A 14,799-nucleotide genomic window follows, 5' to 3' on the forward strand; every position below is an offset into this window, starting at 1 on the left:
CTGCGGGAGTAGCCCCGCCCGGCGGGACGGGCCGCGGCGCGGGCGGGGCCGCCGGGTCAGCCCGGGTAGTCCGTGACCCGGGCGCTCATCGAGTCGGGGTTCACGGGGCCACCGGTGTCGTTGACGACGTGGTTGATGGTGCCCGCGCCGCCGAGGGTGAGGATCACCAGGTGGTGCAGCCTGACGTCCGCGGTGTCGGGCACCTCGAAGGAGCGCTCGGCCACCACGTCGGGGTTGGCGCTGAAGAAGCAGTAGCTGCCGAGCCCCCACGCCTCGTGGCTGCCGACCCCGTCCGCCACCTTGTACGCGGCGTAGCCGAGGGTGTCGCCGTTCATCCAGGCGGCCTGGTCCGGCGGGTCGTAGGGCATCTCGTTCTGGAAGAAGTAGGTGCGTCCGCGCTCGCCGTTCCAGCGCACCTGGTACTGCTGGTAGTGCTCCACGAACAGGCCGTACATGGTCACGTCGTCGCCGTTGACGATCAGGCCCTCGGCGGCCGGGTTGGTGGTCCAGCCGGTGAGGCCGCCGCCGTCCTTGTCGTGGTCGGCGCGCCAGATCCACAGGTGGTCGCCGATGACGTGGCGGCTGTTGACGACCAGGCTCTGCCGCGCCTTCGCGGCGCTGCCGCCGCCGACGCGGAAGAACACGTCGTGCAGCGAGGTGGGGTTGGCGGAGTGGTCGGCCGAGGCGCCCTCGGTCCCGATGACCGCGAGCGCCGCGGACTCGGTGGTGCCCGCGTCGACGAGGATGCCCGCGATCTTCACCCCGTCGACGTCGTCGGCCGTGAGGGCGGTGACACCGTCGTCGGGGGTGAGGGTGGCGAGCCCGAGGCCGAGGACGACGGTGTCGGGGCGGGTGATCCTCAGGGTGTCGTCGAGGTGGTGGACGCCCGGTGTGAACAGCAGGTGCCTGCCGTCGGCGAGCGCCGCGTTGAGGTCGGCGGCGGTGGCGCCCGGCTGTGCGACGAGGAAGTCGTCGAGCGGGATCGAGTCGCCCTCGGGGTCGCCGCCCTCCCATGAGGTGCCGCTGGTGTCGGTGCGCAGCGCGGGCACGAACACCGCCCAGGCGCCGTCGCCGTCCACGTACAGGAAGGGCTTCTCGCGCACGACGGGGGTGCGGTCGACGCGGGTGTACGCGGCGTCGGGCCAGTCGCCGCCCGGCGGGTTGCCGGTGCCGACGAACACCATGTTCCAGTTGCCGTTGCCGTCCCAGCCGCCCAGCGCGGAGTTACGGGTCATCCACTGCTGCTGGCCGCCGGGCAGCACGGTGTCGTCGATCCTGCTGTCCGCGATGAAGCCGCCGCTCGACCAGCCGCCGTCGTCGAGCGCGAGCGAGCCGCGCAGGTGCATACGGCGGTACGGCGCGGCCTGGGAGACCGCCCAGCGGTCGGAGCCGCCCGCCGGGGTGACCGACAGGTTCTCGGCGCAACGCCAGAAGTTCTGGGTGGCGTTGCCGTCGAACCAGTCGGCCTCGGCGTGCACGGCGCCCTCGATGGTGACGTCGTCGGGGCTGAGTCCGAGGCCCGCGATCTGGGTGAAGAAGCCTATGTTGGCGTCGACCTGGTAGGTGCCGGGCTGGAACAGCAGGGCGAAGCGCTCGGTGCCGAACTGGTTCTTCTCCTGGGAGGCGAAGACCTCGTCGAGCCTGGCCTGGATGTCCTGCGCGGACATCGACGGGTCGAAGACCGAGACGTTCGGTCCCAGATCGGGCGCGGCGGCGGCCCGCGCGGCGCCGCCCCGCCCGGCCCCCACCGCCACCCCGCCACCGGCGGCGACCGCGGTCGCCCCGAGCGCCGCGGTCAGGAGGGTGCGGCGGCTGACGGTGCGGCGTGGGTGCTTTCTTCCATGGCTCATGAGCGCTCCTCAGGCCGGTGCGCACCGGCCCTCGGGGAGGCGCGCGGTGCACGGGTGTGGGGGGTGACCGCCCGCCGACCGGGTGCCCATCGACGCACGGCTGGTCTGAACCATAACGCCACCTCCTGTCGCCTCAACCCACCCGTCCACCACTTTTCCCACGGGATGCGTTCAGGTTGTACGGGGGCGAGGGTGGCGGGATACCGGAAGTAGCTGGTCAATCAGTCGAGCTGACGGGGCGTCATCGATACCCCCGGAGCAACGTGTTGAGATGGTGAAGGCACCCGATCCCACCACGAAGCCCGAAGCCCCGCTTGCCTCACCCACAGCCACACGCCCACAACTGACCGCCCGTGTACGCCTATGCCCCGCGCATCAGGGAAGCCAGGTACCGACGCAGCGACAGGGCGCGTGCGTCTGTGTACTGGCTTGTCAGTTCCTGGGCTTCGCCGCAGTAGCGACGGGCCTCCTGGGGAGCGTGCCCGACCACGGCTTCCGCGTGCGCTCTCAGGGTGCATGCCAGTTGCCAGTCCTCGCCAAGTTCGCGATGCGTGGCGGCCGCCTGCTTCAGGAAGTCCGCGGCTTCCCGGTCACGGCCGAGCCGATGGTACGTCTCCCCGGCTCCTCGCCATGCCTGCGCCTCTCGGCTGCGCTCCCCCAGCCTGCGGTGCAGAACAGCGGACCGATGGTAGGACGCCAGCGCCTCCTGGAGTGTCCCGGCGGCCAGTTGGGCGTTTCCCAGAGCGAGCAGCCAGGCGGCTTCAGCGGTCTGGTTGCGCAGATCGAGGGCCAGCTCCACGGCCTCCTGGGCGGCTTGCAGCGCGGCATCGGTCTCGCCCTGGTCGAGACGGACTCCGCTCAGAATCCACAGGGCATTACCCATGCTGCGTTTGTCGTTGCGTGTTCGATGGAGGGTGAGTGCGTGCTCGGCGCGTGCCGCGGCATCCGCCAGGTCCCCTTCGTCGAAGCGGACGAGTGCGAGGTTGGTGGAGGAGACGACCTGCCAGTGGGTCTCCCCGCACGCCCGGAACTGCTCCTCGGCTTCGAGGAAGGCGGCCGCGGCCTCGCGGAGTCGCCGTCTGCGCCGGTGGACGAGTCCCAGGGCGTTGAGCGATGTCGCCATCCCGCTTCTGTCGTCCGTTGCCCTGCGCACGGAGAAGGACGCGGTGTGGTATTCGGCTGCCTCGTCCAACTGGTTGGTCATGGTGTGCGCGAAGCCCAGATCGTCGAGCAGCAGGGCCTCGCCTGCCGGTTCGCCGATGCGCCGCGCCGCCTCCAGGCCGACACGTCCGAGCGGCGTCCATTCGCCCACGGTCGAGGAGGGGGACTTCGCGTTCCAGAGAACGGCGGCGAGCAACCAGGCATGGCGGTCCATGCCCGCGTTCGCGGCCGCCCGGACCGCGGAAGGGAAGTTGGGCTGCTCCCGCTCGGCCCAGTCGACGGCCTGGTCGTACTCCGTGAAGCTCACCGGAGCGACACCCTGCGCCGCCGGGTCGAGCGCCAGGTGCTCCTCCGCCGGTTCGAGCAGGGTCTGTGCCGCGTCCGCGCTGTGCAAGTACCAGTCAAGCACCCGGACCAGCGCGGCCCGGCGCTCCGCCTCGGGCTCGTCGGTCTGCGCCTCGTCGGCGGCATAGGCGCGCAGCAGATCGTGGAACTCGTATCGTCCGGGGCCGCTCTGCTGCACCATATGGGCTCCGACGAGGAGGTCGAGCTGCTGCCGCGTACGACGCGCGGAGGACGCCGCCAGGGCGGCCGCCGCCTCCAGGGAGATCTCGGGGCCGGGGTGGAGGCCGAGCAGCCGGAACAGACGCGCGGCGTCCGGCGGCAGGGCACGGTATGACCAGGCGAAAACCGAGCGCACCGCCTCGTCGTCCGCTCCGCCACCGGTGCTGAGCGCGTCCCACAACGCCGATTCGTCACGCAGGTCTTCGATCATCTCCTCAAGACTCAGATGGGGACTGCTCACGGCCCGCTCGGCGGCGACCCGCAGCGCCAGCGGCAGCCGCGCGCACAGTCGGGCCAGCTCAGTCAGTTGTTCAAGGGTATCGCCGCTGCGGTAGTCGTCGATGAGGCCGCGCAGCAGGGCCACCGCCTCGTCCTCCGGGAAGGTGTCGAGAGACAGCCGCCGTGCGCCGTCGCGCACCACGAGACCGGACAGGTGCCCCCGGCTGGTGATCAGCACCAGGCATCCGAAGGCGCCGGGCAGCAACGGGCGCACCTGGGCGGCGCCTGCCGCGTTGTCCAGGACGATGAGCACGCGGCGCTCGGCCAGCAGTGAGCGGTACAGCGCGGACGCTGATTCCGTGTCGTCGGGCATGGCGGCGGCGGGGGCACCCAGCGCGAGCAGGAAGCGCCGCAGAGCTTCGTAGGCGGCGATCGGGGGGCCGGGGTCGTATCCACGCAGATTCACGTACAGCGTGCCGTCGGCGAATCGCTCCTGGACGCCGTGTGCCCAGCGCAGGGCAAGCGCGGTCTTGCCCGCCCCCGCGGTACCGGTGACGACACACAGCCCCGCGCCGTTCTGCGCGTCCTGCGCTTCCGTGAGGGCGTCGAGTTGCCGCAGCTCGTGGGAGCGGTTGATGAATATTCTCGCCACGCGGGGAAGTTGCCTGGGGCGGGTGACGGTGTCGTGCTGATCGTGGAAGTGGATGCCGCCGCTGACGGCACCGGCCTGTACGACGTCCCGGGACGTTCCCGACATGGTGGAGCGGGTGCTTCCCGGGGTGTTCTCCGGTTCCTGGGGTGAGCTGATCTTCTACCCTTCCGCCATGGGCGGCGGAAGCCCGGAGACGGCTCGTTCCACGTACACCTCCACGTCCTCGCCTTCCGCGTGCAACTCGCGAATGAAGTTCTCCCACTCCTGCGCCAATGCCGGGTCCAGGTACCGGATTCCGCCTTCCAGCGTCCCGGCGTGCGCGTACCGGACCTCGTAGAGGACCTGCCCGCCCAGTACGACGACCTCGGGCAGCACCTGGTCCCTCTCCAGGGCCGCGAGCCGGCCGGCGTGCACCACCCGTACAGAACGGCCGCATTCGGCCTGCACGCGCAGGGCATTGAGTTCCCACTGCATATAGGGCGTGAGCGGTTCCTCGACGACGCGTACCCGGCGGAACGGATTACCCCGGCCCTCTTCCTCCTGTACGGCCTTGAGCAGCGCCGAACGGTGAGATCCCATGAGCCGTAGGGACTCCTCCCAGTCGCCCCGGCGAAAAGCCTCCCAACTGGCGTCACCGGGCTCCTGGAAATGCTGGCGGCGCTCCAACTTCCACGAGGAACGATCGGTGATCCGGGCGTCGCGTGCGGCGAAGTCCTCTCGATACGCCTTTTGCCCCAGGACGGACGCCGGAAGGCGCGGCGGGTGCGACTCAGGCATCGGCGATGTCCGGCTTCGCCGAGCGAAGCGTCTCTCCGGGAATCACTACTATCCGCTCGTCGGCGCGCACCGACGCTTCCTCGGGCAGACGGCCACGGAGGACGTCGGTGAGGTCGCGTCCGATCACCGCGACGTCTCCATTGCTCAGCTCCCAGAGGTCGGGACAGCCGTCCTTCCCCGAGGTGGTGCCGAGTGCCTGTGGCGACTCGCCCAGGCGACGGACGAACACGGCAGATGGGTCGGCTTCCCAGGGCTGAGTCACGCCGCCCACATCCCCTCATGCATGTCCTGACGGCGTTTTCCCCACGCCACAGACCCGCGACGCGCCGCCGGTAGGGGCATTTGCCCTCGATACAACGGTACGTCAGAAGCCCTCCGGCCTATAGGGGTTATCGAGGCCCCCACGCGCGACATGGCCCCGTATCCAACAGGCCAGGCCGACCGCTGCCGGTTTCAGTCGACGAACGAGCCGTCGCGGCGGCGGGCGTGGCGGCGCAGGAGGTGGGCGCACTGGGGGCAGTGCCGCATCAGCCCCTTCTTGATCACGTACGCGATCCCCACCGTGCACAGGTACATCAGCCCCACCGCAAGCGACTGAAACATCCGCGGAATCGCAGCCTTCGTACACGTCTTACAGTCCCGACAGCCCTTTGCCATGGTCCACTCCCCCTGATCCGTGAAAGGCAGACGATACCCACGCCGTCCGCGATGTGCCCGAACCCGTCGCTCGCGGTGCCCGGTCGTTCATGCCCGCACGAGGTGCGGTGACGTGCCGTGCCACCAGAGGCCGTAATTGTGGTGGCCAAGGCTCGATACGGGCGATCTTGGAGATATCCGTTGTCCGGCACCTAACGGCGCATGCCGTGCAGGCGCGGCAGGGCGCACACTCATCGCGTATGCACTCAATCCCATGGAAAGGACCCCGCCCGCCGACGGTACCCGCTACCGTCCCGTTCGTGCGCTACGCCTACAGATGCGACGCCTGCCGCCTTACTTTCCCCGACCGCGGTGACACGATCGGGGCCCGTGCCGACCGTGCCCGGCACCGTGCTCGGACGCACGAGGAGGCCCGACCGGACGACCGGATCGACCCGGTACCCGGCCCGCTCGACGAGGCGAAGGCGGCCATGGGTGAAACCGTGACGGCGCTGCTGCGGTCCGCGCTTCGGAGCTGGCGGTCCGAGTCCGCGCGGGAACTGCGGGGCAGCGACTACTGGCGGCAGGCCGTGCGGCTGCTTGCTGTGGGGGTGGGAGTGCTCGTGCTGCTCGCCCTCGTCCTGCGCTGACTCGGCGGCGCCCACCCCGCCGTCAAACGCCGACTCTCGCTCGTGCGCGCGGCGAGGGACGCGACCGTACGGAGAAAGCGGAACCGCTCCCCCCCAACACACAACCCCCAAAGCCCCACCCACCCCCACGGGGGGTTCGGGGGTGGGTGGGGCCGTTTGGGGGTGGAAGGGGATGTTTGGGGGTGGGTCAGGCTTTTGCGGGGGTGGGGGTGGTCGCTTCGGAGGTCGGGGGCTCGGGGGGTGGGGTCTGGGGTGTGGTCGTCGACGGGGGCTCTTGTTCTCCGGAGTCCAGCAACGTGCGTTCGTCGAAGGGGAGTTCTCCGGCGAGGACCCGGCGGGCCCGCTCCCTGTCGACTTCGCCGGTCCAGGTGCCGATGAGCAGGGTGGCCACCGCGTTGCCCGCGAAGTTGGTGAGGGCGCGGGCCTCGCTCATGAAGCGGTCCACGCCGACGATGAGGCCGACCCCGTCCACCAGCGCCGCCTTGTGCGACTGGAGGCCGCTCGCGAGCACCGCGATGCCCGAACCCGACACGCCCGCCGCGCCCTTGGACGCCACCATCATGAACAGCAGCAGCCCGATCTGCTCGCCGATGCCCATCGGGCGGTCGAGCGCGTCCGCGATGAACAGCGAGGCCATCGTCAGGTAGATCATGGTGCCGTCGAGGTTGAAGGAGTAGCCGGTGGGCACGGTGATGCCGGCGACCGGGCGGCTGACGCCCAGGTGCTCCATCTTCGCGATGAGCCGCGGCAGCGCCGACTCGGACGAGGAGGTGGAGAGGATCAGCAGGAACTCGCGGCCCAGGTAGCGCAGAAGCTGGAAGAGGTTGTATCCGGTGACCAGCCGCAGCACGGTGCCGAGCACCACGATCACGAACAGCAGACAGGTCACGTAGAAGCCGAGCATGATCGTGCCGAGCGCCTTGAGCGCGTCCACGCCGGTCTCGCCGACGACCGCGGCCATGGCGCCGAACGCACCGATCGGGGCGGCCCACATGACCATGCCGAGCACCCGGAACACCAGCCGCTGGATGTGCTCCACGCCGCGCAGCACCGGCTGCCCCGTCTTGCCCATGGCCTGGAGCGCGAAGCCGACGAGCAGCGCCACCAGCAGCGTCTGGAGCACCTCGCCCTCGGTGAACGCGGACACCAGGGTCTTCGGGATGATGCCGAGCGCGAAGTCGACCGGGCCCTCGTCGGCGTCCTTGGCGGCGGTGTGGCCGACGTCGCGCACCGCGTCCGTCAGGTGCATGCCGTCGCCGGGGTGCAGCAGGTTGCCGACGACGAGGCCGATCGCGAGCGCCACCGCGGACATCACGATGAAGTAGCCGAGCGCGAGCCCGCCGACCTTGCCGATACTGGCCGCCTTGCGCACCGAGCCGACGCCCAGCACGATCGTGCAGAAGATGATCGGCGAGATCATCATGGTGATGAGGCTGACGAAGCCGGTCCCGAGTGGCTTCAGCTCGGTGGCGAAGTCCGGGGCGGCGAAGCCGACGGCGATGGCGAGCAGCACCGCGACGACGACGGCGATGTACAGATAGTGGGTGCGGTCGCGCCGCGCGGTCCTCGCGGCGGTCTCGGGGTCGGCCACGGCTCCTCCTGGTGACGACGGCGGCGTACCGGAACTCCGGTGACGCGCGGTACGTGCGGCTCACGTCCCGGCGGCGGATCGATCCCGGTGACCATCTCCCAGCCAGTGAGACGTGTCACGTTTACGTTCATTGAGTTCGCGGCGGCCCGGTCGGGCACACTGGCCGACATGCGCCCGCTCCGTCCCCGCAGTCTTGCGGGACAGCTCTTCGCGATGCAGGCCGCGGTGGTGACCGTCGTGGTGGCGGGCTGCGCCCTGTTCACGTACCTGAGCGACCACGACCAGGCGGAGGGCGCGGCCCGCCGCCAGGCGACGGCCGCCGCGACCGCCGTCGCCGCCGCCCCCGAGGTCCGCACCGCCATCGGCGGCGCCGACCCGCCCCGCGCGCTCCAGCCGTACGCGACCGACGTCCAGCGCCGTACCGGCGTCGACTTCGTGACGATCATGAGCCCGACGGGCATCCGCTGGACCCACCCCGACGAGCGGCAGATCGGCCGGCGCTTCCTCGGGCACATCGCGCCCGCGGTGGCGGGCCGCACCTTCGCGGAGACCTACACCGGCACCCTCGGCCCCTCGGTGCGCGTCGTCACCCCGGTGTACGGCCCCGGGCGGCGGGTGGTCGGTCTGGTGAGCGCGGGCATCACCATCGAGCGGATCAGCGCGCGGGCCCGCGGGCAGCTCGTGGCGGTGGCGGGCGTGGCGCTCGGCGCGCTGGCCCTCGGCGGCGTCGGCACATACGTCGTCAACGCCCGGCTGCGCCGCCACACCCACGGGATGAACGCCGCCGACCTCGGCCGGATGCACGCCTACCACCAGGCGGCGCTGCACGCGGTACGGGAGGGCCTGCTGATGCTGGACGAGCTGCGCAGGATCGCGCTGATCAACGACGGCGCCCGCGATCTGCTGGGCCTCGGCGCCGACGCGGTGGGCCGCCCGGTCGCCGACCTCGGGCTGCCGACCTCGCTCACCGGGGCGCTGCTCGCGGACGAGCCGCGCGTGGACGAGCTGCACCTGACCGCGGAGCGGGTGCTGGTGGTGAACACCTCCCCGGTCGCCAGCGGCGCACGCCGCGGCACCGTCGTCACCCTGCGCGACCACACCGAGATAGAGGCGATCACCGGCGAGCTGAACTCCGAGCGCGACTTCACCCAGGCGCTGCGCTCCCAGGCTCACGAGGCGGCCAACCGGCTGCACACCGTGGTCTCGCTGATCGAGCTTGACCGCGCGGACGAGGCCGTGGAGTTCGCGACCGCGGAGCTGGAACTGGCGCAGACGCTGACCGACCGGGTGGTGGGCGCGGTGCGCGAACCGGTGCTCGCCGCGCTGCTGCTGGGCAAGGCGGCGCAGGCGAAGGAGCACGGGGTGGAGCTGGTCGTCTCCGACGACACCCGGCTCGACGACGGTGTGCTGCCGCAGGCGCTGTCGGCCAGGGACCTGGTGACGGTGCTCGGCAATCTGATCGACAACGCCATCGACGCCGCCCGTGGCACCCCGGGCGCGCGTGTCACCGTCACCGCGCGCACCGGTGCGGGCGCGGTGACCCTGTCCGTGCGGGACACGGGCCCCGGCGTCGATCCCGCACACGCGGACGCGGTGTTCAGGCGCGGCTGGTCGACCAAGCCGGCCGGGCCCCGGGGCCGCGGCCTCGGGCTCGCGCTGGTACGGCAGGCCGTGACCAGGGGCGGCGGCACCCTCGGCCTCGACAGGCCGCAGGAGGGCGGGGCCAGGTTCACCGTCACCCTGCCGATCACGACACCGGGCCGCTCCACGGGGGACAGTGTGGAAGGCGGCTCCGCTCTGGAGGAGAGGGCCCGATGACCGAGGGGCGTGAGCGTGGCGGGGGGCGCCGGGAGCGTGCGGGCGGCGGTCGGCGCGAAGGGGCGCTGCGGGTGCTGGTCGTCGAGGACGACCCCATCGCGGCCGACGCGCACACCCTCTACGTGGGCCGGGTGCCCGGCTTCACCGCGGTGGCGACGGTGCACACCGCCGCCGCGGCCCTGCGGGAGCTGGAGCGCACCCCCGTCGACCTGGTGCTGCTCGATCTGAACCTGCCGGACGGGCACGGCCTCCAGCTCACCAGGGCGCTGCGCGCGGCGGGCCACGACACCGACGTCATCGCGGTCACCTCGGCGCGCGATCTGGCGATGGTGCGCGAGGGGGTGTCGCTCGGGGTGGTCCAGTACGTGCTGAAGCCCTTCAGCTTCGGCACCCTGCGCGACCGCCTCGAACGGTACGCCGGGTACCGCGCCGCCAGCGGCGAGGCCAGCGGCCAGGACGAGGTGGACCGGGCGCTCGCCGCCCTGCGCTCCCCCGCGCCCGCCGCCCTGCCGAAGGGGCTGAGCGCGCCCACCCTCGAACAGGTCACGCGGGTGCTGCGGGAGGCTCCCGAGGGGGTGACGGCGGCGTCCGCCGCGCGGTCGGTCGGTATCTCCAGGATCACCGCCCGCCGCTATCTGGAGCATCTGGCCGCCGTCGGCCGCGCGGCCAGAAGCCCGCAGTACGGGCAGGTGGGGCGGCCCGAGTTGGTGTACCGGTGGGTGTGAAGGACCGGCGGCAGACGGTGGGTGGGAGCCCGGCGTCCTCCCGGTGGGTGTGAGCGCCGGGCGGGCCCGTGCGGTCGGGGCGCCGGAGGGCGGGGGTGTCCGCGGTCGGCGTCAGTGCCGTGTGAGCCCGCGCAGGGTGTCGAGCACGGGTGGCGCGAGGGTGTCCTGGTGGCCGGTGTCGTGCAGGAGGTGGTCCACTCCCGGCAGCGTCACTCGGCCCGGTCGCCCGGTGTGCGCGTGACGCAGCGCGTTCGTCAGGGCGTTCGTCGTGGCACAGGAGACCTGGGTGTCGTTCGTGCCGCATGTCAGCAGCACCTTGGTGCCAGGACGGAGCGCGGCGGCGGCGTCCGGTGGGTAGACGGCGTCGTCGCTTTCCACGAACCGGGCGTTGGAGCCCTGGAGCCCGTCGAAGAGCTGGGCGAGCGCGGTGGGCAGGCCGGTGGTGTCGACCGGTCGGTGTGCGCGCAGGGAGGTGACTGCGGCGTCGACGGCGGCGTCGATGGCGCGTTGCTGCTCCGGTGTGAGGTGGCCGTCCCTGGCCGCCTCGGCGGTCTGGGCCTTGAGTTGGAGCGCGATCAGGTCCAGCAGGCGGATCGCCTGCGGTTGCAGGAGCGCGAGGCCGGCCGGGCGCGGGCGGACGGTGCCGCCCAGGAGCAGCGCCGTCATCGCGCCCTCGCTGTGTCCGACGACCAGCAGCGTGTGCGGGTCGGTCTCCGGCTGATCGCGCAACGTCTCGTAGGCGGCCCGTGCCTGGCGGACGAACGCCGGGTAGTCGAGTTCTTCCGGGTGGTCCTGGTAGGCGCCGAGACCGGTGCGTCCTGTGCCGTACTTGTCGAACCGCAGCGTGGCGACCCCGTCGCCGCCGAGCGCGTCGGCCACCTGGGCCAGGGTGTCGGGGACGGACCCGGGCGGTTGGTTGCCGTCGCGGTCGGTGGGTCCGCTGCCGGGCAGCAGCAGTGCCGCCCGCAGCCGTTGCCCGGTGCGGTGCACGGGAATGTGCAGGGTGCCGTACACGGTCGTACCGTCGGCCGTGAAGACGACCTCGCGGTCGGTGGCGGGCACGGGACCCGACGCCGCCCCGGCCGGGGCGGCGGTGACGATGGTCAGTGCCGTCAGAGCCGCTGCCAAGTGGCGAAACATGGGACCACCTCCTCTCAGACGAGGGCGTTCTCGACCAGGGCGACCGCCGCGCGGGGGTCGTCGACCTGGAGGACCAGGCGTGCGTACCGCTCGTCGGCGAGTTCGACCACGACGGCCTTCGACGGGTCCCTGACGTCCCAGAAGACCTTTTCGCCGTCCTGGTGGAACGTGCCCGCGGTGATCACACCGGCCACGCGGGAGCCCGGCGCGCGGATGCCCTTGGGTTCGGTGGCGATACCGGGGTCGGCGGTCGCGCCGCGGACGTTGGCCAGGGGGATGGTCAGACTGCCCTTGAAGGCCCAGAGCTTGTCGAGCCCCTCGATCACGACGACGAGGTCGTCGCCGTCGATACGTATCAGTGCCATGTCGGGTTCCCTTTTCAGGTGAGCGGGCCGAGGTGCCGGGTCAGTGCGGTGGCGGCGTTGTCGGGGTTGCCGCGCAGGAGGATGCCGAGCGCCGCGGCGGTGAGGGCGGCGGCGAGGTCGGCGGGGACGCCGAGCGCGTCGACAATGGCCTGGTCGACGGCGGCCAGGGCGGCCTGCACCTCGGAGGCGACCTCCGCGTCGACGGGCGCGCGTTCCACCGCCGCGAGGAGGAGCAGGCCGAGGTCGGCCGAGGTGACAAGGCGCAGCACGGCCGCGACGTCCGGCGCGCCTGCCAGGTCGTCGAGCAGCGGGCGTACGTCGTCGGCGAGGTGACGGCGCAGGGCGACCAGGTAGAGGCCGCGCTTGCTGCCGAACGTCTTGTACAGGCTGTTGCGATGGACGCCGAGGTGGCCGACGAGGTCGTCGACGGACACACCGTCATACGCCCGTCCGCCGAACAGGCCCACGGCGGCGCGCACCGCCTTGTCCTCGTCGAACGCTCTCGGTCTGCCCATGGACAGCACCATAGACAGTTGAGGAACGATCAGTCAAGAACGACCGTTCCTAAACTGCCGGTCCCGGGCATCACCACGGTGCCCCCGCTCCTCCGCCGCGCCCGGACAACCGCGGGAACCTCCCGCCCTACTCCAGAATCCGCAGGAACCCCCCGTCCTCCCGCGCCTGTCCCGTCATCCGCTCCCGCAGCGTGTTGCGCGCCGTCAGCAGCAGCTCCGCCAGCTCCGCGCGGCGCTCGCGGCCGAGGCGGGCGGTGGGCACCGCGAGGGAGATCGCGTCGCGGACCCGGCGCCAGTCGGGGACGGCCACCGCGAGGCAGCCGAGCCCGGTGTCGCTCTCCTCCTTCTCGGTGGCGTAGCCGAGCCGCCGCGCCGTGGCCAGGTCGCGCAGCAGCGCGGCGGCGTCGGAGCGGGTCTTGCTGGTGAGGGTGGGCAGCGGCCAGGTCAGCAGCCCCCGTACCTCGTCGTCGCCGTACTCGGCGAGGATCGCCTTGCCGAGCGCCGTCGCGTGCGCGGGGATGCGGCGCCCGACCGCCGAGTAGATGCGGAGCTGGTAGTGCGACTCCCGTTTGGCCAGGTAGACGATGTGGGAGCCTTCGAGGCGCCCGTAGTGGACGGTCTCGCCCGTCTGCTCGTTGAGCCAGTCGAGCACGGGCTGCGCGCGGGCCACCACGTCGTCGGTCTGCACATACGCGGAGCCCACCGTCAGCGCCTGCACACCGATGCCGAACCGGGTCCCGGTCTCGTCGGCCTCGACCCACATACGCCGTTGCAGGGTGCGCAGGATCGAGTGCAGGCTGCTGATGGGGATGTTCAGTTCGCGGCTCAGCTCGCTCAGCGTGCGCCGGCTGCGGGTGGCGGCGAGGCGTTCCAGTACGGCCAGTGCCCGGTCGGCCGACTTGACCGGCTGAAACGTGGATTCACTCGTCATACACGTCATTGTCCTCTCCGGCACGCCCCTCCCGCCCACCGGAGGGCACCTCCAAGCCGGTCCCGGCTCCGGACCGCGCCGGGGCACGGTGCTGCCGGTCAGGTGGAGCGGAGCCGGGCCAGCACGTCCTCGTCCAGCTCGACGCCGAGTCCCGGTGCGTCGGGCGCGCGCATCCGGCCGCCCTCGGGCAGCACCGGCTGCCGCCACAAGGGCGTCTCGTCGCGCAGCGGGTTCGGCTCGATGTTGTACTCCTGCGGGTACACACAGCTCGGCGTGGAGATCCACAGGTGCAGATGGGCGAGGGTGCCGATGGTGGGCTGGGTGTTGTGGACGGTGATCGGCTTGTTGAAGGTGGAGGCGAGCGCGGCGATCCTGCGGAACTCGGTGATGCCGCCGCACTTGATGACGTCGGGCTGGAGGATGTCGAGCCGGGCGTGGAGGATGAGGTCGCGGAACTGCCAGCGGGTGTACTCCTGTTCACCCCCGGCGATGGGGATGTCGACGGCGTCGGCGAGCGCCGCGTAGCCGTCGTGGTCGTGCGGCGGCAGCGGCTCCTCGAAGTGGAAGACGCCGTACTGCTCCAGGGCGCGGGCCGTCTTCACGGCGGTGTGCGGATAGTAGGCGTTGTTGACGTCGACGAGGATGTCGAAGTCGTCGCCGACCGCGGCCCGCATCTCCCGCACGGTGTCGAGGGTCTGGTCGAAGCCGTCGTCGGCCATCCAGGGCGTCGCCGAGTGGATCTTGTACGCGCGGTAGCCCTGCTCCTGGAAGGACACCGCGCGTGCCGCCTCCTCGGCGGGCGTCATCCCGCGCTTCATGGAACTCGCGTACACCTCGGGCGCCTTGCGGTAGGTGCCGCCGAGGAGTTCATACAGCGGCTGGCCCGCCACCTTGCCCGCGATGTCCCACAGCGCGATGTCGACCCCGGCGATGGCCTCCAACTGGGCGCCCATCGGGCCGAGTTTGTAGGGCCAGGAGTACATGCGCTGCCACAGGCGCTCGATGTCGGCGGGGTTCTCGCCGACGAGCAGCGGCGCGAGCGCGCTCTCGACGATGGCGTGGGTGACGGCCGCGTTCATCGGGCTGACCTCGCCCACGCCGTCGACGCCCTCGTCGGTGTACACCCTGACCAGGTGGTACTGGTCGAGCAGGACGATCGACTCCACCCTGGTGATCTTCATGGTTCTCCCCTCGGTCGGGCTGGC

General features: G+C 71.4%; 14 protein-coding genes. 3 read left to right on the plus strand and 11 right to left on the minus strand.

Annotated elements, in window-relative coordinates; all coding sequences use genetic code 11:
• Positions 1 to 56 precede the first annotated feature (56 nt).
• The 5 genes from ACIBIW_RS01745 to ACIBIW_RS01765 all read right to left on the minus strand — a co-directional run bounded on the left by ACIBIW_RS01745 (position 57) and on the right by ACIBIW_RS01765 (position 5,826).
• Positions 57 to 1,850, minus strand: a complete 1,794-nt coding sequence (locus ACIBIW_RS01745; RefSeq protein ID WP_399330775.1) for a coagulation factor 5/8 type domain-containing protein — start codon at positions 1,848 to 1,850, stop codon at positions 57 to 59.
• Positions 1,851 to 2,211: 361 nt separating this feature from the next.
• On the minus strand, positions 2,212 to 4,551 hold the full coding sequence (locus tag ACIBIW_RS01750) for an ATP-binding protein (protein ID WP_399330777.1): 2,340 nt from the start codon (positions 4,549 to 4,551) through the stop codon (positions 2,212 to 2,214).
• A 54-nt stretch (positions 4,552 to 4,605) separates the two neighbouring features.
• Positions 4,606 to 5,223, minus strand: coding sequence for a DUF6879 family protein (locus tag ACIBIW_RS01755; RefSeq protein ID WP_399330779.1), 618 nt, complete (start codon positions 5,221 to 5,223; stop codon positions 4,606 to 4,608).
• Positions 5,216 to 5,485, minus strand: coding sequence for a hypothetical protein (locus ACIBIW_RS01760; protein WP_399330781.1), 270 nt, complete (start codon positions 5,483 to 5,485; stop codon positions 5,216 to 5,218). Before ACIBIW_RS01760 ends, ACIBIW_RS01755 begins: the two co-directional genes overlap by 8 nt.
• Before the next feature lie 191 nt (positions 5,486 to 5,676).
• The gene (locus ACIBIW_RS01765) at positions 5,677 to 5,826 is read right to left on the minus strand and encodes a hypothetical protein (protein ID WP_399330783.1); all 150 of its coding nucleotides are present in this window, start codon (positions 5,824 to 5,826) and stop codon (positions 5,677 to 5,679) included.
• A 524-nt stretch (positions 5,827 to 6,350) separates the two neighbouring features.
• Between ACIBIW_RS01765 and ACIBIW_RS01770 the strand changes: the two genes are divergently transcribed.
• Positions 6,351 to 6,509 (plus strand): hypothetical protein, encoded by a 159-nt coding sequence (locus ACIBIW_RS01770; RefSeq protein ID WP_399330785.1) that lies wholly within the window; start codon positions 6,351 to 6,353, stop codon positions 6,507 to 6,509.
• A gap of 187 nt (positions 6,510 to 6,696) precedes the next feature.
• Here the strand turns inward: ACIBIW_RS01770 and ACIBIW_RS01775 are convergent, their stop codons facing one another.
• Positions 6,697 to 8,100 (minus strand): cation:dicarboxylate symporter family transporter, encoded by a 1,404-nt coding sequence (locus ACIBIW_RS01775; RefSeq protein ID WP_399330787.1) that lies wholly within the window; start codon positions 8,098 to 8,100, stop codon positions 6,697 to 6,699.
• A gap of 168 nt (positions 8,101 to 8,268) precedes the next feature.
• On the opposite strand from ACIBIW_RS01775, the gene ACIBIW_RS01780 reads away from it, so the two are divergent.
• Both ACIBIW_RS01780 and ACIBIW_RS01785 read left to right on the plus strand, forming a co-directional pair.
• Positions 8,269 to 9,918: an ATP-binding protein gene (locus ACIBIW_RS01780; protein WP_399330789.1), complete on the plus strand. Its 1,650-nt coding sequence runs from the start codon at positions 8,269 to 8,271 to the stop codon at positions 9,916 to 9,918.
• Positions 9,915 to 10,643: a response regulator gene (locus tag ACIBIW_RS01785; RefSeq protein WP_399330791.1), complete on the plus strand. Its 729-nt coding sequence runs from the start codon at positions 9,915 to 9,917 to the stop codon at positions 10,641 to 10,643. The genes ACIBIW_RS01780 and ACIBIW_RS01785 overlap by 4 nt, the downstream gene beginning before the upstream one ends.
• 111 nt (positions 10,644 to 10,754) lie before the next feature.
• Here ACIBIW_RS01785 and ACIBIW_RS01790 read toward each other — a convergent pair whose 3' ends face one another.
• From ACIBIW_RS01790 to ACIBIW_RS01810, 5 genes are all read right to left on the minus strand, one after another.
• Complete coding sequence (locus tag ACIBIW_RS01790; protein WP_399330793.1) at positions 10,755 to 11,783, minus strand: alpha/beta hydrolase; 1,029 nt, start codon at positions 11,781 to 11,783, stop codon at positions 10,755 to 10,757.
• 14 nt (positions 11,784 to 11,797) lie between these two features.
• Complete coding sequence (locus ACIBIW_RS01795) at positions 11,798 to 12,148, minus strand: hypothetical protein (protein ID WP_399330795.1); 351 nt, start codon at positions 12,146 to 12,148, stop codon at positions 11,798 to 11,800.
• A 14-nt stretch (positions 12,149 to 12,162) separates the two neighbouring features.
• Positions 12,163 to 12,663, minus strand: coding sequence for a TetR/AcrR family transcriptional regulator (locus ACIBIW_RS01800; RefSeq protein ID WP_399330797.1), 501 nt, complete (start codon positions 12,661 to 12,663; stop codon positions 12,163 to 12,165).
• A gap of 127 nt (positions 12,664 to 12,790) precedes the next feature.
• Positions 12,791 to 13,594, minus strand: coding sequence for an IclR family transcriptional regulator (locus tag ACIBIW_RS01805; protein WP_399330799.1), 804 nt, complete (start codon positions 13,592 to 13,594; stop codon positions 12,791 to 12,793).
• Positions 13,595 to 13,692: 98 nt separating this feature from the next.
• Positions 13,693 to 14,775, minus strand: coding sequence for a mandelate racemase/muconate lactonizing enzyme family protein (locus tag ACIBIW_RS01810; protein ID WP_399330801.1), 1,083 nt, complete (start codon positions 14,773 to 14,775; stop codon positions 13,693 to 13,695).
• Between the last annotated feature and the right edge of the window lie 24 nt (positions 14,776 to 14,799).

Origin of the sequence: Streptomyces sp. NPDC050560 (assembly GCF_044457285.1) — a bacterium.
Taxonomy (GTDB): Bacteria; Actinomycetota; Actinomycetes; order Streptomycetales; family Streptomycetaceae; genus Streptomyces.